The sequence below is a fragment of the Pantoea sp. RIT-PI-b genome (assembly GCF_001187905.1).
GTDB classification, from domain to species: Bacteria; Pseudomonadota; Gammaproteobacteria; order Enterobacterales; family Enterobacteriaceae; genus Pantoea; species Pantoea nemavictus.
On sequence record NZ_LGIS01000012.1, the window covers coordinates 169,173 to 191,085 of the forward strand.

The 21,913-nt window shown below is 53.2% G+C and carries 19 protein-coding genes; 15 read left to right on the top strand and 4 right to left on the bottom strand.

The genetic code is table 11. The features are described 5' to 3' along the window. Positions 1-13: 13 nt before the first annotated feature. Entirely contained in the window at positions 14-592 is a 579-nt protein-coding gene (locus AC790_RS02485) for a lipoprotein (protein WP_007886975.1), read from the bottom strand. Positions 593-856: 264 nt separating this feature from the next. Here AC790_RS02485 and bolA point away from each other — a divergent pair, with 264 nt between their 5' ends. The 9 genes from bolA (at position 857) to AC790_RS02530 (ending at position 11,246) form a co-directional block, all read left to right on the top strand. Beyond that, the gene (bolA, locus tag AC790_RS02490; RefSeq protein WP_176519194.1) at positions 857-1,174 is read left to right on the top strand and encodes a transcriptional regulator BolA; all 318 of its coding nucleotides are present in this window, start codon (positions 857-859) and stop codon (positions 1,172-1,174) included. Between the two features lie 300 nt (positions 1,175-1,474). Further along, entirely contained in the window at positions 1,475-2,779 is a 1,305-nt protein-coding gene (gene tig, locus AC790_RS02495; protein ID WP_007886973.1) for a trigger factor, read from the top strand. 335 nt (positions 2,780-3,114) lie between these two features. Beyond that, entirely contained in the window at positions 3,115-3,738 is a 624-nt protein-coding gene (gene clpP, locus AC790_RS02500; protein WP_007886971.1) for an ATP-dependent Clp endopeptidase proteolytic subunit ClpP, read from the top strand. Between the two features lie 129 nt (positions 3,739-3,867). Further along, the gene (gene clpX / locus AC790_RS02505; protein WP_007886970.1) at positions 3,868-5,139 is read left to right on the top strand and encodes an ATP-dependent protease ATP-binding subunit ClpX; all 1,272 of its coding nucleotides are present in this window, start codon (positions 3,868-3,870) and stop codon (positions 5,137-5,139) included. Positions 5,140-5,327: 188 nt separating this feature from the next. After that, a complete protein-coding gene (gene lon / locus AC790_RS02510; protein WP_007886968.1) occupies positions 5,328-7,682 on the top strand; it encodes an endopeptidase La in 2,355 nt (784 codons plus the stop codon). Positions 7,683-7,895: 213 nt separating this feature from the next. Further along, a complete protein-coding gene (hupB, locus tag AC790_RS02515) occupies positions 7,896-8,168 on the top strand; it encodes a nucleoid-associated protein HU-beta (RefSeq protein WP_036620343.1) in 273 nt (90 codons plus the stop codon). Between the two features lie 237 nt (positions 8,169-8,405). After that, positions 8,406-10,274: a peptidylprolyl isomerase gene (ppiD, locus tag AC790_RS02520; protein WP_049851203.1), complete on the top strand. Its 1,869-nt coding sequence runs from the start codon at positions 8,406-8,408 to the stop codon at positions 10,272-10,274. Positions 10,275-10,413: 139 nt separating this feature from the next. Beyond that, positions 10,414-10,737: a ComEA family DNA-binding protein gene (locus AC790_RS02525; RefSeq protein WP_007886961.1), complete on the top strand. Its 324-nt coding sequence runs from the start codon at positions 10,414-10,416 to the stop codon at positions 10,735-10,737. 101 nt (positions 10,738-10,838) lie between these two features. Beyond that, positions 10,839-11,246 (top strand): YbgC/FadM family acyl-CoA thioesterase, encoded by a 408-nt coding sequence (locus tag AC790_RS02530; protein ID WP_007886959.1) that lies wholly within the window; start codon positions 10,839-10,841, stop codon positions 11,244-11,246. A 37-nt stretch (positions 11,247-11,283) separates the two neighbouring features. Here the strand turns inward: AC790_RS02530 and queC are convergent, their stop codons facing one another. Together queC and AC790_RS02540 are read right to left on the bottom strand one after the other, a co-directional pair. After that, positions 11,284-11,979, bottom strand: a complete 696-nt coding sequence (gene queC / locus AC790_RS02535; protein ID WP_049850815.1) for a 7-cyano-7-deazaguanine synthase QueC — start codon at positions 11,977-11,979, stop codon at positions 11,284-11,286. Between the two features lie 196 nt (positions 11,980-12,175). After that, positions 12,176-13,870: an SgrR family transcriptional regulator gene (locus tag AC790_RS02540; RefSeq protein WP_049850816.1), complete on the bottom strand. Its 1,695-nt coding sequence runs from the start codon at positions 13,868-13,870 to the stop codon at positions 12,176-12,178. Between the two features lie 93 nt (positions 13,871-13,963). On the opposite strand from AC790_RS02540, the gene cof reads away from it, so the two are divergent. Beyond that, a complete protein-coding gene (gene cof / locus AC790_RS02545; RefSeq protein ID WP_049850817.1) occupies positions 13,964-14,785 on the top strand; it encodes an HMP-PP phosphatase in 822 nt (273 codons plus the stop codon). Positions 14,786-14,819: 34 nt separating this feature from the next. Here the strand turns inward: cof and AC790_RS02550 are convergent, their stop codons facing one another. Then, the gene (locus AC790_RS02550) at positions 14,820-15,854 is read right to left on the bottom strand and encodes a PLP-dependent cysteine synthase family protein (protein ID WP_049850818.1); all 1,035 of its coding nucleotides are present in this window, start codon (positions 15,852-15,854) and stop codon (positions 14,820-14,822) included. Between the two features lie 115 nt (positions 15,855-15,969). On the opposite strand from AC790_RS02550, the gene AC790_RS02555 reads away from it, so the two are divergent. The 5 genes from AC790_RS02555 (at position 15,970) to amtB (ending at position 21,913) form a co-directional block, all read left to right on the top strand. Next, positions 15,970-16,431, top strand: a complete 462-nt coding sequence (locus tag AC790_RS02555) for an Lrp/AsnC family transcriptional regulator (RefSeq protein ID WP_007886951.1) — start codon at positions 15,970-15,972, stop codon at positions 16,429-16,431. Positions 16,432-16,454: 23 nt separating this feature from the next. Beyond that, positions 16,455-18,224 (top strand): SmdA family multidrug ABC transporter permease/ATP-binding protein, encoded by a 1,770-nt coding sequence (locus AC790_RS02560; protein WP_049850819.1) that lies wholly within the window; start codon positions 16,455-16,457, stop codon positions 18,222-18,224. Continuing rightward, positions 18,217-19,992 carry a SmdB family multidrug efflux ABC transporter permease/ATP-binding protein gene (locus AC790_RS02565; protein ID WP_049851204.1) on the top strand — a complete coding sequence of 592 codons (1,776 nt, stop codon included), beginning with the start codon at positions 18,217-18,219 and terminating at the stop codon, positions 19,990-19,992. The genes AC790_RS02560 and AC790_RS02565 overlap by 8 nt, the downstream gene beginning before the upstream one ends. Positions 19,993-20,251: 259 nt before the next feature. Next, entirely contained in the window at positions 20,252-20,590 is a 339-nt protein-coding gene (gene glnK / locus AC790_RS02570) for a P-II family nitrogen regulator (protein WP_007886947.1), read from the top strand. A gap of 33 nt (positions 20,591-20,623) precedes the next feature. Then, positions 20,624-21,913: an ammonium transporter AmtB gene (gene amtB, locus AC790_RS02575; protein WP_007886945.1), complete on the top strand. Its 1,290-nt coding sequence runs from the start codon at positions 20,624-20,626 to the stop codon at positions 21,911-21,913.

Here is a 21,913-nt window from a genome sequence, read left to right on the forward strand (position 1 = left end):
ATTACTGCGGAAATTAGCGGGCGTTCTGCTTAATGAAGTTGTGAACGCTGGTGTCCTGCGCCATATCAGCAATCACGTCACTCAGCGTTGAGTTAACCGCGTTGGTGATCTTCGCGTTGGTAGCGGTAAACGCACCTTCTACGCTGTAAGTCTGGCGATAGTTTTTCACCTGCTTGTTGCCGTTTTTCGCGGTAGCGATGATGGAGATATCGGCTTTAGTCGTAATGCTATAGCGCACGTTGCCCTGTGTTACATCAGCATATAGACCGTTCACCACAATTTGCAGATCTACCGCACCGCTTGGGCCGATCATATAACCGCGTGACGTCATCTGCTTCTCCAACACTTCCTGCAGCAGGAAGCGCAGGTCGCGTGAAGGCGTCAGCGTAATCAGTTGACCATCGCGGTTGACTTTCGCCAGCGCCTGATCGGAACGTTGATCGGCACCGTTAACACTGATGGTAACGCCCATCAGACTTGGATCTTGCTGCGGCAGTTGAATCTTCGGTTGAATATCCAACGTGGTGTTGTTGCTGGCACAGCCGGCCAAAATAAAAGCAGCCAGCAGAGGGAATAACAGTTTTTTCAACATACTCATTCTCGTTAGCATATAGGTTGGTTTGCAAAACTGCGGCCATCATAGCATTGCGCAGCGGTGAAAAAAGCCCCGGGCCAATGGAAATTGATTGTAAAGGCTTTTTTCAGACGGGCAGAAACGCCGCCCGGTTGACCTGAAGCATAAGCGGGTTACTATGCGCAGCGTCGAGGGATTTATTTGCGGCTAACCCGCGGAAGCGGCGAAAAACCTACTAATATTTAAACAGATGGGCACAGCGCTCGCCGGAGAGGAGTGTTAATCATGATTCGCGAACAAATAGAAGAAAAGTTGCGTAACGCTTTCGAGCCTGCACATCTTGAAGTGCATGATGAAAGCTACCGTCATAACGTGCCCGCCGGTTCTGAAAGTCACTTTAAAGTGGTGATTGTCAGCGATCGATTTACCGGTCAGCGCTTTCTGCAACGCCATCGCGCCATTTATGGTGAACTGGCAGCCGAGTTAGCGGGCAGCGTACACGCGCTGGCACTGCATACTTACACGCAAAAAGAGTGGGATGGATTGCAGGATACGGTTCTGGCCTCACCCAATTGTCGCGGTGCAGGAACCCTTGCCTGAATTCATTTCATCACCTTCCTCAAAACGGCCTGCGGGCCGTTTTCTTTTCATTTATTCCCTCCAAACGCGATCTGCGGCGCAAAAAAGCAGCAAAACCGCCAAAAAGTGGTGAGTTTGCAGCCTCGACTCATTCCAGCGATGCCGCTATAATGCGGCGTCTATTTTTCCGGAATGTCTTCGGGACGCTTCTGGTAACAGGGATTAGGTTCTGCCTGCAGAGGCCGTCCCGGTTGTTGGATACGGCGCATTTATGTGTGGTGTCTGAAGTTGACCGAGCACGTGATTTTTTGAGGTAACAAGATGACAGTTTCAGTAGAAACCACTCAGGGTCTGGGCCGTCGCATTTCGATTACTGTTGCAGCTGACAGCATCGAGAGCGCAGTGAAGAAAGAACTGGTGGAAGTGGCTAAGAAAGTCCGTATCGACGGTTTCCGTAAAGGCAAAGTGCCGGCACACATCATTTCTCAGCGCTACGGTGCTTCTGTTCGCCAGGACGTGCTGGGCGAGCTGATGACGCGCAACTTCGTTGACGCCATCATCAAAGAGAAAATCAATCCGGCTGGCGCACCAAACTATGTGCCGGGCGAATATAAAGAAGGCGAAGATTTCACCTACGCGGTTGAGTTCGAAGTGTATCCAGAAGTTGAGCTGAAAGGCCTGGATGCCATCGAAGTCGAGAAGCCAGTAGTAGAAGTGACTGACGCTGACGTTGATACCATGCTGGAAACCCTGCAGAAGCAGCAGGCGACCTGGAAAGAGAGCGATGCTGCAGCGACTGCAGAAGATCGCGCAACCATCGACTTCAGCGGTTCTGTTGACGGCGAAGAGTTTGAAGGCGGCAAAGCCTCTGACTTCGTGCTGGCAATGGGCCAGGGTCGTATGATCCCAGGCTTCGAAGAGGGCGTTGTTGGCCATAAAGCCGGCGAAACCTTCACTATCGACGTGAAATTCCCAGACGATTACCACGCTGAAAACCTGAAAGGGAAAGACGCGAAGTTCGAAATCGTGCTGAAGAAAGTTGAAACCCGTGAGCTGCCAGAGCTGACAGAAGAGTTCATCAAGCGCTTTGGCGTGGAAGATGGTTCAATTGCCGGTCTGCGTGCTGAAGTGCGTAAGAACATGGATCGCGAGCTGAAAGGTGCTATCCGCAATCGCGTGAAGACTCAGGCAATCGACGGTCTGGTTAACGCCAACGACATCGATGTTCCGGTTGCGTTGATCGACAGCGAAATCGACGTTCTGCGCCGTCAGGCAGCACAGCGTTTTGGTGGCAACGAGAAGCAAGCGCTGGAACTGCCACGTGAACTGTTCGAAGAGCAGGCTAAACGTCGCGTAGTTGTTGGTCTGCTGTTGGGCGAAGTGATTCGCATCAACGAACTGCAGGCTGATGAAGATCGCGTTAAAACGCTGATCGAAGAGATGGCTTCTGCGTATGAAGATCCGCAGGAAGTGATTGAGTTCTACAGCAAAAATAGCGAGCTGATGAACAACATGCGCAACGTGGCTCTGGAAGAGCAAGCGGTTGAAGCAGTTCTGGCCAAAGCCAAAGTTACTGACAAAGCCACTAACTTCCAGGAACTGATGAACCAGACCTCAGCGGCCTGATTCGTAAGTTAACCGTAAGTGCTAAGCCCGTGACTGAAAAGTCGCGGGCTTTTTCGTTTCTGGCGTGATGTGCGCAGATTTGTCCTCTATTTGCTTAATTAATCGGCAAATTATCCGCTAAGCTCTTTTTCCGTGTTAGCGAATGGGCAAAAGGTTGTTATGCTTGAAACAACTGGGCAGCATCCCCAGATACAGGGAGAATGCATGAAAACAGTGAGACTGACTGATTAACCGTGTCGATATCTCGGTTTGAGACCGTGGCACGTAGTGTTCCTGCCGCGGCTTACGTAAAATCGGTACAGAATGTTGCCAATGAAATTTATCAGGAGACGGTAATGTCATACAGTGGCGATCGTGAATTTACTGCACCGCACATGGCGCTGGTGCCAATGGTGGTCGAACAAACCTCGCGCGGCGAGCGTTCTTACGACATCTACTCTCGCCTGCTCAAAGAGCGTGTGATCTTCCTGACCGGTCAGGTTGAAGATCATATGGCTAACCTGATCGTGGCGCAGATGCTGTTTCTGGAAGCTGAGAATCCTGAAAAAGACATTTACCTCTACATTAACTCGCCTGGCGGCGTGATTACTGCTGGGATGTCGATTTATGACACCATGAAATTTATCAAGCCCGACGTTAGTACCATCTGTATGGGTCAGGCTTGTTCAATGGGTGCGTTCCTGCTGACTGCGGGCACCAAAGGCAAACGTTTCTGCCTACCTAATTCACGTGTGATGATTCATCAGCCATTAGGCGGTTATCAGGGCCAGGCGACGGATATCGAAATCCATGCGCGCGAAATTTTGAAAGTGAAGCAGCGTATGAATGAGTTAATGGCTGAGCATACCGGCAAGTCGCTGGAAGAGATCGAACGCGACACCGAGCGCGATCGTTTCCTCTCTGCGGGCGAAGCGGTAGAGTATGGCTTAGTCGATTCTATCCTGACGCATCGCCAATAAGACACATCTGTCTGCCCCTTACGCTATAGTTAACGGGAAGCAGGCAGATGGGTTGAATGCATATCGGCCGTTGATGTACGGCCAGCGCCGTACAACAAATTTGGTCTGAGAAAGAAAAGAGGTTAGCTGATGACAGATAAGCGCAAAGACGGTTCAGGTAAGTTGCTGTACTGCTCTTTCTGCGGCAAAAGCCAGCATGAAGTCCGTAAGCTAATTGCCGGGCCGTCAGTGTACATTTGCGATGAGTGCGTTGATCTCTGCAACGACATCATTCGTGAAGAGATTAAGGAAGTAGCGCCGCATCGCGAGCGCAGTTCACTGCCGACGCCGCACGAAATCCGCCATCATCTTGATGATTATGTAATTGGTCAGGAAAGGGCGAAGAAAGTGTTGGCAGTAGCGGTGTATAACCACTACAAACGCCTGCGCAATGGCGATACCAGTAATGGCATCGAACTGGGCAAAAGTAACATTTTGCTGATCGGTCCAACCGGTAGCGGTAAAACATTGCTGGCAGAAACGCTGGCGCGTTTACTGGATGTGCCATTTACCATGGCCGATGCCACCACGCTGACCGAAGCCGGTTATGTGGGTGAGGATGTAGAGAACATCATCCAGAAGCTGCTGCAGAAGTGTGATTACGACGTGCAGAAAGCGCAGCGCGGTATTGTCTACATTGATGAAATCGATAAGATTTCTCGTAAGTCGGACAACCCATCGATCACCCGTGACGTATCGGGCGAAGGTGTGCAGCAAGCGCTACTGAAACTGATTGAAGGCACCGTGGCTGCTGTACCGCCGCAGGGCGGACGCAAACATCCACAGCAGGAATTCTTGCAGGTTGATACCTCTAAGATTCTGTTCATCTGTGGTGGTGCATTTGCCGGTCTCGACAAAGTGATTTCTCAGCGTGTTGAAACCGGATCCGGTATCGGCTTCGGCGCAACCGTGAAGGGCAAATCTCAGAAGGCGAGCGAAGGCGAATTGTTGTCGCAGGTTGAGCCAGAAGATCTGATCAAGTTTGGCCTGATTCCTGAATTCATTGGTCGTCTGCCCGTCGTGGCAACGCTGAGCGAGTTGAGTGAAGAGGCGCTTATTCAGATTCTGCGTGAGCCGAAGAACGCGCTGACCAAACAGTATCAGGCGTTGTTCAATCTCGAAGGTGTAGAGCTGGAATTCCGTGACGAAGCTTTAACGGCAATTGCTAAAAAAGCGATGTCACGTAAAACCGGTGCACGTGGTCTGCGTTCCATCGTGGAAGGTGCGTTACTCGAAACCATGTATGACTTGCCATCAATGGATGACGTTGAAAAAGTGGTGATTGATGAGTCAGTAATTGATGGTCAATCCGAGCCGATGTTGATTTATGGAAAGCACGAAGCCCAGGCTTCTGGCGAATAAATAAACAATCGCACCGCGTTGTTATCTTAAAAAAGGGGAAAAATCTTTCCCCTTTTGTTTTTCTCTCGCCAGTGACATTGAATGTCGTACAAGCATCCCCATATACTCAATATCCTGTGGGTTTAACTGCAAAACCTCTATTGCGCGGTACCCATCACCTGGCGGACATTAAACTAAGAGAGAGCTCTATGAATCCTGAGCGTTCTGAACGCATTGAAATCCCCGTGTTGCCGTTGCGCGACGTGGTGGTTTATCCGCACATGGTAATTCCGTTGTTTGTTGGCCGGGAAAAATCGATTCGGTGCCTCGAAGCCGCGATGGATCATGATAAAAAGATCATGCTGGTTGCACAGAAAGAGGCTTCAACGGATGAACCTGGCATTAACGATCTCTTCTCAGTAGGGACCGTCGCTTCTGTATTGCAGATGCTAAAACTTCCAGACGGCACGGTAAAAGTGCTGGTTGAAGGTTTACAGCGCGCACACATCACCACGTTGGCTGATAATGGCGACCATTTTGTTGCCCAGGCTGAATATCTGGTCTCGCCGGAAATTGAAGAGCGCGAACAGGAAGTGCTGGTGCGCACGGCCATCAATCAGTTTGAAGGCTATATCAAGCTGAATAAAAAAATCCCGCCTGAGGTATTAACTTCCCTCAACAGCATTGACGATGCGGCCCGATTGGCCGACACCGTAGCTGCGCATATGCCGCTGAAACTGGCTGATAAACAGTCGGTGCTGGAGATGTCCGACGTGAATGAACGTCTGGAATATCTGATGGCGATGATGGAATCAGAAATCGATCTGCTGCAGGTTGAGAAGCGTATTCGCAACCGCGTTAAAAAGCAGATGGAGAAAAGCCAGCGTGAGTACTATCTGAATGAGCAAATGAAAGCCATTCAGAAAGAGCTGGGCGAAATGGATGACGCGCCCGATGAATACGAGGCGCTGAAACGTAAGATTGAAGCGGCTAAAATGCCGACCGAAGCGCGTGAAAAAGCTGAAGCTGAGTTACAGAAGCTGAAGATGATGTCGCCAATGTCAGCAGAAGCGACCGTGGTTCGTGGCTATATTGACTGGATGGTTCAGGTTCCATGGGTCGCGCGCAGCAAGGTGAAAAAAGACCTGCGTAAAGCGCAAGAGACGCTGGATATTGACCATTATGGTCTGGAGCGTGTTAAAGACCGCATCCTTGAGTATCTTGCGGTGCAGAGTCGCGTCAGCAAAATCAAAGGACCGATTCTGTGTCTCGTTGGACCGCCAGGCGTAGGTAAAACCTCGCTTGGCCAGTCGATTGCGAAGGCAACCGGACGCAAATATGTGCGTATGGCGCTGGGTGGCGTACGCGATGAAGCGGAAATTCGCGGACATCGTCGTACCTACATTGGCTCTATGCCCGGTAAGCTGATCCAGAAAATGGCGAAAGTTGGCGTGAAGAACCCGCTGTTCCTGTTGGATGAGATCGACAAAATGTCGTCCGACATGCGCGGCGATCCGGCTTCAGCGCTGCTTGAGGTGCTGGATCCCGAGCAGAACATCGCGTTCAACGATCACTATCTGGAAGTCGATTATGATCTTTCTGACGTGATGTTCGTGGCGACCTCCAACTCCATGAACATCCCAGCGCCGCTGCTTGACCGTATGGAAGTGATTCGTCTTTCGGGTTATACCGAAGATGAAAAGCTGAATATCGCTAAGCAACATTTGCTGCCGAAACAGATTGAACGTAATGCGCTGAAAGACAAAGAGATCACCGTCGACGACAGCGCCATTGTAGGTATCATTCGCTATTACACCCGTGAGGCGGGCGTGCGTAGTCTGGAGCGCGAACTCTCCAAGCTGTGCCGTAAAGCGGTGAAAACGCTGCTGATGGACAAATCGAAAAAACACATCGTGATCAACGGTGATAATCTCAAGGATTTCCTTGGCGTTCAGCGCTTTGATTATGGTCGTGCAGAGAGCGAAAGCCGTGTTGGTCAGGTGACCGGTCTGGCGTGGACGGAAGTGGGCGGCGATCTGCTGACCATCGAAACTGCCTGCGTACCTGGCAAAGGTAAGCTGACTTACACCGGTTCGCTGGGCGAAGTGATGCAGGAATCGATTCAGGCGGCGCTGACTGTAGTGCGTGCGCGTGCGGAGAAACTGGGCATCAATGCTGATTTCTACGAGAAACGTGACATTCACGTCCACGTACCAGAAGGTGCGACGCCGAAAGATGGCCCAAGCGCCGGTATCGCCATGTGCACCGCGCTGGTCTCATGCTTAACCGGCAACCCGGTACGTTCTGACGTGGCGATGACGGGCGAAATCACCCTGCGTGGTTTGGTTCTGCCGATTGGCGGACTGAAAGAGAAGTTGCTCGCAGCGCATCGTGGTGGCATTAAAACGGTACTGATTCCCGATGAAAACAAGCGCGATCTGGAAGATATTCCACAGAACGTGATTGCCGATCTGGAGATTCATCCGGTGAAGCGTATTGAAGAGGTGCTGAACCTGGCACTGGAAAATGCGCCTTATGGTATGCAGGTTGCGACCGCAAAATAGTGATTAGCGACATAAACCGCTAAAAAGCGAAGCTGGCAGGCAAATTGTTGCTTGCCAGCTTTTTTTTGTGCCGCTAACTTAGTGGGCTGCTGGATCAACGATTAAGATGAATACCGTTGTTTCGGCTCCACAGGCTTGATATAACTTGCTGCGCGTTCGCACCGGGCGGGAAGCGCGGGTGCGATGTGAATAATAAAAGAGGGGATGAAGAGAGTGAATAAGTCACAGTTGATCGACAAAATTGCTGCAGACGCTGACATTTCTAAAGCAGCAGCGGGACGTGTATTAGATGCATTTATGGAGTCCGTTACCGAAGCTCTGAAAGGCGGTGATGAAGTGGCACTGGTTGGTTTCGGTACTTTCTCTGTACGTGAGCGTGCAGCTCGTACAGGCCGTAACCCACAAACGGGTAAAGAACTCACCATCCCGGCTGGTAAAGTTCCGGGCTTCCGTGCAGGTAAAGCACTGAAAGATTCCGTCAATTAATGACCGCTGATCTATCCATTGAAGCAATTTCTTCCATGGATTGAGGACGCAAAAGCCGTTCTCATGTAACATACGGGCACATCATTTTTGATGTGCCTTTTTTATTCTTGATGCGCGGCGATGGCCTTTGGTTGTTGTCTCCGCATGGTTGCCAACTGCCAGCCTGAACAGCAGTTGCACGATGATGACATCGTGTTAAAGCTTTACATTCACACTACAGCGGAGTGTTGTCATACCATGATGGACAATTTACGCGCGGCGTCGAATCATGTCGTGCTCAAGATTATTCTGGGATTGATCATCCTGTCTTTTGTACTCACCGGGGTGGGCAACTACCTGATTGGCGGCGGCAGCGATTATGCCGCGAAAGTTAACGGCCATGAGATCAGCCGTGCGGAGCTGGAGCAGGGTTATAACAATGAGCGCAATCGTCAGCAGCAGATGCTGGGCGATCAGTTCTCACAGCTAGCCAGCAACGAAGGCTATATGCAGCAGATGCGTCAGCAGGCGCTGTCACAGCTGATTGATCAGGCACTGCTCGATCAATACATCAAAGATCTGCACATTGGCATCAGCGATGATCAGGTGAAACAGGCAATTTTCAATCAAAAAGCCTTCCAGACTAACGGTAAGTTCGACAACGCCAAATACAGCGGCCTGATCACCAGCATGGGCTTCACCGCTGACCAGTATGCGGAAGCGCTGCGCAAGCAGCTGGCGACGCAGCAGCTGATTAACGCCATTGCCAATACCGATTTCATGCTGAAAGGCGAAACCAGCAAGCTGGTGGATCTGGTGTCACAGCAGCGTGAAGTGCGCCAGGCGGTGATTGATGTCAACGCGCTGGCGGCTAAACAGACCGTCAGTGACGATGAAGTCAGTCAGTATTATCAGCAACATCAAAACAGCTTTATGGCGCCTGAGCAGTTCCGCGTGAGCTACATCAAGATGGATGCCGCTAGCATGACGGAAACGGCCAGCGAAGCAGATATTCAGAGCTGGTACGACCAACATAAAGCGGATTATTCACAGCCGCAGCGCAATCGCTATAGCGTGATTCAGACCAAAACTGAAGCCGATGCCAACGCCGTGGTTGATGCCCTGAAGAAGGGTGAAGATTTCGCTGCACTGGCAAAAAGCAAATCAATTGACCCAATCTCAGCGCGTAAAGGTGGCGATATGGGGTGGCTGGAGCCGAGCACTACGCCAGACGAGCTGAAAAATGCCAAGCTGACGCAGAAAGGCCAGCTGTCGGCTGCTATTAAGTCTTCTGTTGGCTACCTCGTGGTGCGCCTGGACGATATTCAGCCGGAGCAGGTTAAGCCGTTGGCCGAAGTGCATGACGCCGTTGCGGATAAAGTGAAGCAAGAGAAAGCGGTGGATGCCTTCTACAAAATTCAGCAGAAAGTGAGCGAAGCGGCCAGCAATGATAATGAATCGCTGGCTGGCGCAGCACAGGCTTCGGGTCTGAAAGTGGTCGAAACCAATTGGATCACCCGCGATAACTTGCCAGATGAGCTGAATTTCGATGCGGTTAAGCAGGCGATCTTCAACGGTGGTTTAGTCGGGCAGAATGGTGCGCCGGGTAACAACTCCGACATCATTTCTGTGGATGGCGATCGCGCCTTCGTCTTGCGTATCAGCGAGCATAAACCGGAAGCGGTGAAGCCGTTGGATCAGGTTAAAGCGCAGATTGTGGATACCCTGAAGCATGATAAAGCGACGCAGCAGGCAAAAGCGCAGGCCGACAAATTGCTGGCCGATCTGAAAGCCGGTAAAGCAGATGCGCTGCAAGCTGCGGGCTTGACGCTCAGCGCCAGCAAATCATTCGACCGCAATGCACAGGATCCGGTTGCGCAGTCAGCCTTCAATCTGCCACAACCTGCCGACAATAAGCCGTCGTGGGGCGTGAGCGAAGATATGCAGGGCAATGTGGTGCTGGTGGCGCTGGATAAAGTCAGCGCCGGCAATATGCCGCAGGCACAGACCGATGAGATGGTGAAAGGTGTGACGCAGAATAATGCGCAGATCGCCTTTGAAGCGCTGCTGGAAAACCTGCGTAAAGAGGCGAAGATTAAGTACGGCGCCGCTGCACAAAACCAGTAAGCCTCACAAAAAAAGTTAAATCACTGCAATACCGAAAGGCCGCTTATGCGGCCTTTTCCATTTCTGGAATTGCCCTTTTGAGCGTTGATTTTAGCTGTGACACCCTGCTGTTGCTGTCAAACACAAGGAGAAACACAGCATGGTTAAATCAACGTTTCATGCCCTCTGTATTGCGCTGGCGCTGGGCGGCGCAGTTTATACCACTGGGCTCGCGGCCGCTGAGAGCCCCAGCGAAACGCAGGCAACGCAAGTTTCCACGCCACAGGAAGGGCAGGTCAGCATTAATTCAGCCACAGCTGAGCAGCTCGCTGCTGGCATGAATGGCATAGGACTAAAGAAAGCGCAGGCGATAGTGAGTTATCGCGAGCAATACGGTCCCTTTACTGCCATTGAGCAACTCAAGGAGGTGCCGGGCATCGGCAGTGCATTGATAGAGCGTAACAGCGCTCGGCTTAAACTGTGAGGCGACTCGCGACTTTGAAGGATTGAAAAAGCCCCTATTCAGGCTGTGCTATGCTCAACAGGTCTTACCAGTTGTCATTCTCAGCCTGAACAGGAGCAACAATGCAAACCACAATTAAAGTGCGCGGGTATCATCTGGATGTTTATCAGCACGTGAATAACGCGCGCTATCTGGAGTTTCTTGAAGAGGCGCGCTGGCAGTGGTTGGAGGATGTCGATGCCTTTCATTGGCTGATGGCGCAACAGCTGGCGTTTGTGGTGGTGAATATCAACATTAACTATCGTCGTCCTGCAGTGCTGGGTGACGTGCTGAATATTGAAAGTGAAGTATCTCAGCTAAGCGGTAAAAGTGGTGTGATCACGCAGCGCGTATTATTGGCGAAAGATAATTCGGTGGTGGCTGACGCAGCGCTAACCTTTGTTTGTATCGATCTACGCACGCAAAAAGCGGTGCCGATGGAGGGGGAGTTGCGCGATCGTATGGCGGCGTTGATGCTTGAGAGTCATTAGCTGGCATCAATGACGCCAGCTAATACCGCAATCTGAATCAGCTGAGGCCGCTTTTCTGTTTCATCGCGGCCATCACGGCTGACGTGTTTTCCTGATACTCGGCTAAGCCGCGGGCACGTAAATGACAGGCCGCGCATTCGCCACATCCATCGCCCTTAATGCCGTTATAGCAGGTGAGGGTTTCGGCGCGTACCAACGGCAACTGCTGCCAGTAATCTGCCAGCGCCCAGGTCTCCGCTTTGTTCAGCCACATTAGCGGCGTTTCAAAGCGAATATTGCGCGCCATTCCCAGACTGACGGCGTTATTCAGGGCTTTAACAAACTCATCGCGGCAATCCGGATAACCGGAGAAATCGGTCTCACATACGCCGGCGATGACTGCCTCAGCTTCAACCTGATAGGCATAAATTGATGCCAGCGTCAGGAACAGAATATTGCGGCCCGGCACAAAGGTACTCGGTAAACCGCTGGCGTTAGGATCATACGTCGGTACGGGGATATTATCGCGCGTCAGGCTGCTGACGGCTAACTCGTTGAGCAGCGTCACATTCAGCACTTTGTGCGCGCGTGCGCCGAGCTTTTGTGACAGCTCAGCCGCAACCTCAATCTCTTCGCGATGACGCTGGCCGTAATCAAAGGTGACGCAATGCACTTCATCATAATGTTGCAGCGCCTGAATTAAACAGGTGGTGGAGTCTTGTCCGCCACTAAATACCACAACGGCTCTTTTCATTTTTTCTTCCCCAAAAATCAGTGCGCCTATGGTACTGGCTCAGACGCGGACTGAACAGTATACCCGTCATACTTCGAGTCCCTTCATGGCGCCTACTCTTGGGTAGATGCGTTGGCTGCGCGCGTTCATCCCGGTCACTTACTTCTGTAAGCTCCTGGAATTCACCCACTTGCCGCCTTTCTGCAACTCGAATTTTTTAGGATGTAACGCTGGCTGTGGTTGGCGGCGGAATCCAGGCGCGAGTGAAATCAAACCAGCCCAAACTGTTGAGTTGAATGCCCTCAACGCCAGGCGGAGCAAAAACCTGATAGCGATAGTTAAACAGTGGCAGAAGATGACCTGCGCGCATCAGATGCTGGAACAGTTGATGGGTTTGCTCGCCACGCAGCGCCGCGCTGGGTTGCTGGGCGATGGCGCTGAGCGGTTGTTGCAGCACGTCTTCGCGCAGCGGTTGCCATACCGCATCGTTCTCCAGCCAATTCACTAGCGTGAACAGCGGCGCATCGCCGATCAGCCGATCGCCCATCACGACATCAGCTTCACTGAGATCGATATCGTCGCGCCAGCTTTTTACGTCGTGAAAAAAGCAGGTCAGGGTGCAGCCGTATTGTGCCAGCAGGGGGATCAGCGCCTGCGCCATAACATGCAACTCGACTGGTAAATGGTAATGCAGCGTCAGAGCTGGCGGCAGTGCAATGTTGTCGCACTCTGCAAACGGCACGGGCCAGCCGGGGAGCAGTTCGTGACTTGGGGTGATCAAGCCTTCATCCAGCGGCAACTGCTGAATCACGCCGCTACGCTGAATCAGCGCAATCAGCGATTTGGCCTGGTCGGCACTGAAGTGCGAAGAGATACGCGGTGCGAGATAGCAAAATCCGAGGCTTATGCTGCGATCTACTGACCGCAGCGTATCCAGTTCATCAGGATCGCCAATCGCGATTTGCACCGGGTGGCTACAGCTGGTGCCGAGATCACGATCAAACAGCTGTGGCGTGATCCAGTATTCCATCCGCTGGATCAGCGGGCGCTGCAAATGCCAGCGCGCATGGCTCTCCAGCCGCACCAGATCAGCGGTGAAGTGCGTCAGTTTCCATGCTCCGCTGCCAATATCAGCGAATTCAGGATGAGGTAACAAACAGAACTGATGCGCCAGCCGCTGCGGCAGCCAGTAATCGCTTTCGCGCAGTTGAATATGCACCGCCAGCGGATGCGGGGCTTCAATTTGCTCAATTGCCGCCAGCAGGCGCGAACCGCGCGGCGATTGCATGATCTGTTGCAGCTGCTCGACCAGTTGCGCCGCTTGCACCGGCTCATCGTTATGCCAGCTGAGCTGTGGGCGCAGCCAGAAGTACCATTCACGGCCGCTGGCATCGTGCTGCCAATGGTGAGCGATATCGCCTTCAACATCATTATCGCGAAAGCGCGTTAGCCCGGAGAAAACCTGGCGCGCCAGATGTTGCTCGGCGCGCCCGGTCAGCTGCAGCGGACGCAGCGGTTCCATCGCGCGGTAATAGGGGATGCGCAAAACCGGCGACTGGTTTTGCCATTGGCCGCCCATCAGCGGCCGCAGCATTTTCACCAGTCGATCGGGATGCAGATCCAGCACTTGCAAGGCTTGTACCGCTTCACCAGCATCAAGTTGTCGTGTTAACAACTGCTGTCGTAGCTGCTCCGGCGACAGCAGAAAAGTCAGCTCGCCCTGTTTGCCGCGTCCGGATTCAGCGCGCCAGCGCAGCCAACCCGCGTCTTGCCATTGGCGTAGCAGCGTGCGCGCGTGGCGTTCACTGCAAAAACAGTGCTGTGCCATCACAGCGACGCTGAGACGTTGTGTTTCACCGTGGCTGAGTTGCCACAGACGCTGAAATTGGTTGACCCGATGCAGTTCGCGCATAGCTAAACCCGGAACAGTTTTTAAAAAGTATTCACTATTAGTTCCGTAATTACCAGGCGATAGTAGCCACCTCATTCAGACAGGAGAATTCGCATGGCTCGTCTCGCGGCATTTGATATGGACGGTACGCTGCTGCTGCCCACCCATCGGTTAGGTAATGAGACGCTGGCAAGCCTGCAGGCGTTGCATCAGCGCGGGGTAACTCTGGCTTTTGCCACCGGCCGCCATCTGATGGATATGCAGCGAGTCCGCGAGCAAATCACCTTGCCAGCATGGCTGATTACCGGCAACGGCACGCGTATTCATGATCTGGAAGGCAACCAGCTTTACGGCTGTGATTTGAGCTCATCGGTGGCTGAAGAGGTGATTCACACCCATTGGCAAACGCCGGCGTCGATTCATATTTTCAATGATGAAGGCTGGTTTACTGATAAGCCCTTGCTTGGTGCGCTGGAAGCTCATGCGATGAGCGGCTTCCATTACCAACTGCGTGACTTGCGCCAGATGTCGGCGCATGAAGTGACTAAGATCTGTTTTATTGCGCCGCATGAAATGTTGCAGGCGTTAAGAAGTGAACTGCAGGCCGCATTAGGCGAGCGGGCCAATATTTGTTTTTCCGCGTGGGATTGCCTGGAGGTATTGCCGGTCGACTGCCATAAAGGCGCGGCGTTGGGACGTCTGTGTCAGCATCTTTCGCTGTCGCTCTCCGACTGCATGGCGTTTGGCGATGCGATGAACGATCGTGAAATGCTGGAGCGCGTGGGCAACGGATTTATTATGGGCAATGCAATGAATCAACTGAAAACGTCATTGCCGCATTTACCGATTATTGGTCATTGCGAGACACAGGCGGTGTCTCACTACTTAAATCACTGGATGACCACACCACACCTCGATTATTCCCCCGAATGCTGAGGCTTACAGTGAACCGGACAGGACGTCCGGTTTTTTATTGCAGCTCATGCACCCACGGCGTAATGTCGCCGATATTCTGCTTCACCCATTCTGCATTGTAATAGGTATCGGGATAGCGCTCGCCGCTATCGCATAGCAGCGTCACCAGTGAACCTTGTTCGCCATTTTCCCGCATGCGTTTTGCTACCTGCAACATGCCCCAGAAGTTAGTGCCGGTTGAAGCGCCAGGACGACGTCCGAGGATCTGCTCCAACTGCAGCATCGCAGCGACGGTCGCCCCATCCGGCACCTTCATCATTTCGTCAATTACGTCCGGTAAAAACGACGGTTCCACGCGTGGACGGCCAATGCCCTCAATCAAACTGCCGCGTTCGCTGCGCAGCGTACTATCGTGGCTGTGCCAGTAATCAAAGAACACAGAATGCTGCGGGTCGACCACCAGCAGGCGGGTATCGTGGCCCTGATAGCGGATGTAACGGCCTAAGGTGGCTGAGGTCCCGCCGGTGCCGGCGCTCATGATGACGGTATGCGGTACCGGAAAAGGTTCATGCGACATCTGACGGAAAATGCTTTCGGCGATATTGTTGTTGCCGCGCCAGTCCGTCGCGCGCTCAGCGTAAGTGAACTGGTCCATAAAGTGGCCTTTTAATTCACGCGCTAAACGCTCGGATTCGCTATACAGCTGGCAGGGATCGGCGACGAAATGGCACTCGCCGCCATAAAAACGAATCATCTCGATTTTACGTTTGGCGGTACTGGCGGGCATCACCGCGATAAATGGCAGGCCAAGCAGCTGCGCGAAATAAGCTTCTGATACGGCGGTGCTGCCAGAAGAGGCTTCAATGATCGGCGTATTTTCACCGATCCAGCCATTAACCAAACCGTAGAGAAACAGGGAGCGCGCCAGGCGATGTTTCAGGCTGCCACTAGGATGGGTGCTTTCATCCTTTAGATAGCAGTGAATGCCGGGGAAATCGTCCAGTTTGAAGCGGATGAGATGCGTATCCGCTGAACGCTGAAAATCGGCGTTAATTTCATTGATGGCGTGGCGAACCCAGAGCGTTTGCATGTTGCTTTTCCGTGATCATTATTGCGCACATTGTAAGGCACTGGCAGGAAAAAGAGGTTGCTTTAATCGGGGTATAATGGTGCGCTTAGAGAAAATTTTTCTCCGGGAGTGGCAAATGTTAGATAAAACTGACCGTGCTTTGCTGGCAATGCTGCAGCAGGATTGCACGCTGTCGCTGCAGACGTTGGCCGAAGCCGTGAATCTCACCACCACGCCGTGCTGGAAACGCCTGAAAAAACTGGAAGATGATGGCATTATTCGTGCGCGTGTGGCGCTGGTGGACGGCGAGAAAATCGGTCTATCGCTCACCGCCTTTATGTTTGTTAAAACTCAGCAGCACAGTAGCGAGTGGTTTAAGCAATTTGTCGCCGTGGTGCAGCAAATGCCGGAAGTGATGGCGTTTTACCGCATGGCGGGTGAGTACGATTATTTGCTGCGTATTCAGGTGGCGGACATGAAGAGCTATGACAACTTTTATAAGCGTCTGGTGAATGGTGTGCCGGGCCTGATGGATGTGACCTCCAGTTTTGCCATGGAAGAGATTAAATACACCACCGCATTGCCGGTAGCGCCCTAACGGGCAGAGAAAGAGACACGCTTGTGCGATTATTCAGCCAGTTAAGTTGGTATTTTTTGCGCGAGTGGCGGCGATATTTGGGTGCCGTCAGCTTGCTGATTGTTATTGCGCTGCTGCAGTTGCTGCCCCCGCACGTGGTCGGCGTGATTGTCGACGGCGTCACCCAGCATAACCTGAGCGCAGGGCAGATCTTCATGTGGATTGGCGTGATGCTGCTGACCGCGGTGATCGTCTATCTGCTGCGTTACGTCTGGCGCGTGCTGCTGTTCGGCGCCTCCTACCAATTGGCCGTTGAGCTGCGAGAAGATTTTTACCGTCAGCTCAGTCGCCAACATCCTGCCTTCTATCTGCGTCATCGCACGGGCGATCTTATCGCCCGTGCCACCAATGACGTCGATCGCGTAGTGTTTGCCGCCGGTGAAGGCGTGCTGACGCTGGTGGATTCGCTGGTAATGGGATTGGTAGTGCTGATCGTGATGAGCACACAAATCAGCTGGGAGCTGACGTTACTGGCGCTAATACCGATGCCGATTATGGCATTCGCTATTCAAAAAGATGGCGCACGCTTGCATCAGCGTTTCAAAGTGGCGCAGGCGGCCTTCTCCAGCCTTAACGATCAAACTCAGGAAAGCCTGACCAGCATTCGCATGATCAAGGCGTTTGGCCTTGAAGATCACCAGTCGCAACAGTTTGCGGGTATCGCCGCAGATACTGGCAAGAAAAATCTGCACGTGGCACGCGTTGACGCGCGTTTCGATCCCATCATTTATATCGCCGTCGGCTTCTCCAATCTGCTGGCGATTGCCGGTGGTGGCTGGATGGTGTGGAACGGCAGCTTAACGCTCGGTCAACTCACCAGTTTTGTGATGTATCTCGGTTTGATGATTTGGCCGATGCTCGCGCTGGCATGGATGATCAATATCGTCGAGCGTGGGAGCGCGGCGTGGAGCCGTATTCGCTCATTGCTGACAGAAGCGCCTGCGGTCGAAGATGGACAGAAAGTGTTACCACCTGAACCGGGCGTGCTGCAGGTTGCGATCCGTGAATTCCGCTATCCGGCCAGTTCCGGCGCGGTGCTCAGTCACCTCAATTTTCAGTTAAAACCGGGCCAGATGCTGGGATTATGTGGACCGACTGGCTGCGGTAAGAGCACATTGCTCAGCCTGATTCAGCGCCATTTCGATGTTGATCAGGGCGATATCCGCTATCACAACACGCCGCTGCCGCAGCTGCGGCTCGATAGCTGGCGCAGTCGGCTGGCGGTAGTGAGTCAGACGCCGTTCCTGTTCTCCGATACCATCGCTAATAATCTGGCGCTCGGCTGTCCGAATGCCACGCAACAAGAGCTGGAGCAGGTGGCGAAGATGGCCTGCGTGCACGACGACATTCTGCGCCTGCCGCAGGGCTATGAAACCGAAGTCGGCGAGCGCGGCGTGATGCTGTCCGGTGGACAGAAACAGCGCATTTCCATTGCACGCGCGCTGCTGCTGAATGCGGAAATCCTGATTCTGGATGATGCGCTGTCTGCGGTAGATGGCCGTACCGAGCATGACATTCTGCATAACCTGCGTCAGTGGGGCAAAGGGCGCACGTTGATTATCAGTGCGCATCGTTTGTCAGCGCTCACTGAGGCCAGCGAAATTCTGGTGCTGCAGCAGGGCGCAGTGGCGCAGCGTGGCGATCATGACACTTTAGCGGCAAAAGAGGGCTGGTATCGCGACATGTACCGTTATCAGCAGCTGGAAGCGGCATTGGATGACGATGAAGTGGCAGAAGGAGCAAGCCGTGGCTAAATCACAACGTCTGTGGCCGACGCTGAAACGTCTGCTGGCGTACGGCAAACCGTGGCGTAAATCGCTGTGGCTGGCGGTCGGTATGCTGTGGATTGCTGCCGCAGCTGAAGTTACCGGACCGGTTCTGGTGAGCTATTTCATCGATAATCTGGTAGCGAAGCATCAGATGCCGTGGGGCATTGCCGCTGGCTTGCTGGTGAGCTTTGTTTTGCTGCAATTGCTGGCGGCGGGATTGCACTATTTTCAAGCGTTGCTGTTTAACCGCGCGGCAATTGGCGTGGTGCAGCAACTGCGCGTTGATGTGATGAACGCGGCGCTACGCCAGCCGCTGAGCGCCTTCGACACGCAACCGGTGGGGCAGATTATCTCCCGCGTCACCAACGACACCGAAGTGATCAAAGATCTCTACGTCACCGTGGTAGCCACCGTATTGCGTGCTGCTGCGCTGATTGGTGCGATGCTGGTGGCGATGTTCTCACTGGATTGGCGCATGGCGCTGGTCGCGCTGGTGATTTTCCCGTTGGTGCTGACGGTAATGTTGATATATCAACGCTTCAGCACGCCGATTGCACGTCGCGTACGCAGTTATCTGGCGGATATCAACAACGGCTTTAATGAAGTCATCAACGGCATGAGTGTGATCCAGCAGTTCCGCCAGCAGGCGCGCTTTGGTGAGCGCATGGGCGAAGCCAGCCGTTCACACTATCTGGCACGGATGGAAACGCTGCGGCTGGATGGCTTTTTATTGCGCCCGCTGCTGAGCCTGTTTTCCGCCATGATTCTTTGCGGTTTGCTGATGCTGTTTAGCTTTGCCACGCCGGGTGTGTTTGAAGTCGGCGTACTCTATGCCTTTATTACCTATCTTGGCCGGCTTAACGAGCCGCTGATTGAGCTGACCACGCAGCAGTCAATGCTGCAGCAAGCGGTAGTGTCTGGCGAACGTATCTTCGAACTAATGGATGCCGAACAGCAAGGTTACGGCGGTGATATTCAGCCGCTGGCCTCCGGCAGTATCTCGCTGCGTGATGTGAGCTTTGCCTATCGCGATAATCGCGATGTGTTGAGCAATATTAACCTTGAAGTGCCGGCGCGTAATTTTGTTGCGCTGGTCGGTCATACCGGCAGCGGTAAAAGCACCTTAGCCAATTTGCTGATGGGCTATTATCCGGTAACACGCGGTAGCATCGAACTGGATGGTCGCCCGCTGCCGCAGTTGTCGCATGCCGCCTTGCGTCAAAGTATTGCGATGGTGCAGCAGGATCCGGTGGTGCTGGCAGATTCGCTGCTGGCCAACGTGCGTTTGGGCCGCGATATCCCGGAAGAGGAGGTGTGGCAGGCGCTGGAAACGGTGCAGCTGGCACCACTGGCACGCAGCATGGCTGAAGGGATTCACACGCGGCTGGGCGAGCAGGGTAACAATCTGTCGGTTGGGCAGAAACAGCTACTGGCGCTGGCTCGCGTGCTGGTTTCACTGCCGCAGATTTTAATCCTCGACGAAGCCACGGCCAATATAGACTCCGGTACGGAGCAGGCCATTCAGCATGCGTTACGGGCGCTGCGCCAGCACAGTACACTTGTGGTCATCGCGCATCGGCTTTCCACCATCACGGAAGCCGATCAGATTTTAGTGCTGCATCGCGGTCAGGTGGTTGAGCGCGGAACGCATGCTGAACTGCTGGCTGAGCAGGGCCGTTACTGGCAAATGTATCAGCTACAGCAGGCGGGCGATGAACTCGCGGCGGGCATCCCCGTACAAGCTGAAGGGTGAATTGCACCTTTTTTGCACAGTTTTATCGGAATGTTCTGTATTGATGCACCCCTTTGAGGCCCGAAGCACCAAAGGGGTGCAACATTGCAACACCTCTCTTGCCACCACTCCCCAATTAGCGCCATACCTCACATAACGAAGCGCCATGCAGCGCGCCCAGGCTACTGACATTCCCCTTTTTTAATTTATGGCACAGCCTTTGCTTATATCCCTACGTGTCCGCGAAGACTCACTCAATTTCTTATCCGGAGGGGAACGTATGAAGCTGGTTACCGTGGTAATCAAACCATTTAAGCTGGAGGACGTGCGTGAAGCCTTATCCTCTATTGGCATTCAGGGACTGACAGTTACCGAGGTGAAAGGTTTCGGTCGCCAGAAAGGTCACGCAGAGCTTTATCGCGGTGCCGAGTACAGCGTTAACTTCCTGCCAAAAGTAAAAATTGATATCGCTATTGCGGACGACCAGCTTGATGAAGTGGTCGATGTCATCAGCAAGGCCGCTTATACCGGCAAAATTGGCGACGGCAAGATTTTCGTCGCAGAACTGCAGCGCGTCATTCGTATTCGTACCGGCGAGACCGACGAAGCAGCACTGTAACTGGGGCTCTGAATTGTGATGGGATGGAAAGAAATGAATAAACTGATAACGAAGTTGGGCCTCACCAGCCTCGCGCTGTTACCTTCTCTGGCGATGGCGGCAGCACCTGCGGTGGCAGATAAAGCTGATAACGCCTTTATGATGATCTGTACCGCGCTGGTACTGTTTATGTCAATTCCAGGCATTGCGCTGTTCTACGGTGGTTTGATCCGCGGGAAGAACGTGCTGTCAATGCTGACTCAGGTTGCGGTGACGTTTTCACTGGTGTGCGTGTTGTGGGTCATCTATGGCTACTCGCTGGCGTTCAGCGAAGGTAACGCCTTCTTTGGCAGCTTCCAGTGGGCCATGCTGAAAAATATTGAGCTGAAAGCCTTGATGGGCAGCTTCTATCAGTACATCCATGTCGCGTTCCAGGCTTCCTTCGCCTGTATCACCGTTGGCCTGATTGTAGGTGCGTTAGCTGAGCGTATTCGCTTCTCTGCGGTACTGATTTTCGTGGTGGTGTGGCTGACGCTGGCCTATCTGCCAATCGCACACATGGTTTGGGCGGGCGGCTTGCTGGCGCAAGATGGCGCGCTCGACTTCGCAGGCGGTACTGTAGTGCACATCAACGCCGCTGTTGCCGGTCTGGTCGGTGCTTACCTGGTGGGTAAACGTGCTGGTTTTGGTAAAGAAGCGTTCAAACCGCACAACCTGCCAATGGTATTCCTTGGTACGGCGATTCTGTATGTGGGCTGGTTCGGCTTCAACGCCGGTTCTGCATCTTCTGCTAACGAAATCGCTGCGCTGGCCTTCCTGAATACCGTTGTAGCAACGGCGGGTGCTGTTCTGTCCTGGGTGTTTGGCGAGTGGGCGGTACGTGGTAAACCTTCTCTGCTGGGTGCTTGCTCGGGCTTCATTGCGGGTCTGGTGGCGATTACCCCAGCCTGTGGTTACGTTGGTGTTGGCGGCGCGCTGATTATCGGTCTGGCGGGTGGCTTAGCCGGTCTGTGGGGTGTGACAACGCTGAAGAAATGGCTGCGCGTTGATGACCCATGCGATGTATTCGGTGTGCACGGCGTGTGTGGCATCCTCGGCTGCATTCTGACCGGTGTGTTCGCTTCGTCTTCACTGGGCGGCGTTGGCTACGCAGAAGGCGTGACTATGGGCCATCAGGTGTGGATTCAGCTGTTCAGCGTGGGTGTGACTATCGTCTGGACTGCCGTGGTTGCCTTCATCGGCTTTAAACTGGCGGATATGATTGTTGGCCTGCGTGTTCCGGAAGATCAGGAACGTGAAGGTCTGGATGTGAATAGCCACGGCGAGAACGCTTACAACCAGTAA

Excerpts from the sequence above, each read along its gene's own strand:
- queC (WP_049850815.1), bottom strand. The coding sequence starts at position 11,979 with ATGAAAAGAGCCGTTGTGGTATTTAGTGGCGGACAAGACTCCACCACC.
- AC790_RS02555 (WP_007886951.1), top strand. The coding sequence starts at position 15,970 with ATGTTAGATAAAACTGACCGTGCTTTGCTGGCAATGCTGCAGCAGGAT.
- ppiD (WP_049851203.1), top strand. The coding sequence starts at position 8,406 with ATGATGGACAATTTACGCGCGGCGTCGAATCATGTCGTGCTCAAGATT.
- lon (WP_007886968.1), top strand. The coding sequence starts at position 5,328 with ATGAATCCTGAGCGTTCTGAACGCATTGAAATCCCCGTGTTGCCGTTG.
- glnK (WP_007886947.1), top strand. The coding sequence starts at position 20,252 with ATGAAGCTGGTTACCGTGGTAATCAAACCATTTAAGCTGGAGGACGTG.
- AC790_RS02550 (WP_049850818.1), bottom strand. The coding sequence starts at position 15,854 with ATGCAAACGCTCTGGGTTCGCCACGCCATCAATGAAATTAACGCCGAT.
- tig (WP_007886973.1), top strand. The coding sequence starts at position 1,475 with ATGACAGTTTCAGTAGAAACCACTCAGGGTCTGGGCCGTCGCATTTCG.
- AC790_RS02540 (WP_049850816.1), bottom strand. The coding sequence starts at position 13,870 with ATGCGCGAACTGCATCGGGTCAACCAATTTCAGCGTCTGTGGCAACTC.
- AC790_RS02530 (WP_007886959.1), top strand. The coding sequence starts at position 10,839 with ATGCAAACCACAATTAAAGTGCGCGGGTATCATCTGGATGTTTATCAG.
- AC790_RS02525 (WP_007886961.1), top strand. The coding sequence starts at position 10,414 with ATGGTTAAATCAACGTTTCATGCCCTCTGTATTGCGCTGGCGCTGGGC.
- amtB (WP_007886945.1), top strand. The coding sequence starts at position 20,624 with ATGAATAAACTGATAACGAAGTTGGGCCTCACCAGCCTCGCGCTGTTA.
- AC790_RS02485 (WP_007886975.1), bottom strand. The coding sequence starts at position 592 with ATGTTGAAAAAACTGTTATTCCCTCTGCTGGCTGCTTTTATTTTGGCC.
- clpP (WP_007886971.1), top strand. The coding sequence starts at position 3,115 with ATGTCATACAGTGGCGATCGTGAATTTACTGCACCGCACATGGCGCTG.
- cof (WP_049850817.1), top strand. The coding sequence starts at position 13,964 with ATGGCTCGTCTCGCGGCATTTGATATGGACGGTACGCTGCTGCTGCCC.
- clpX (WP_007886970.1), top strand. The coding sequence starts at position 3,868 with ATGACAGATAAGCGCAAAGACGGTTCAGGTAAGTTGCTGTACTGCTCT.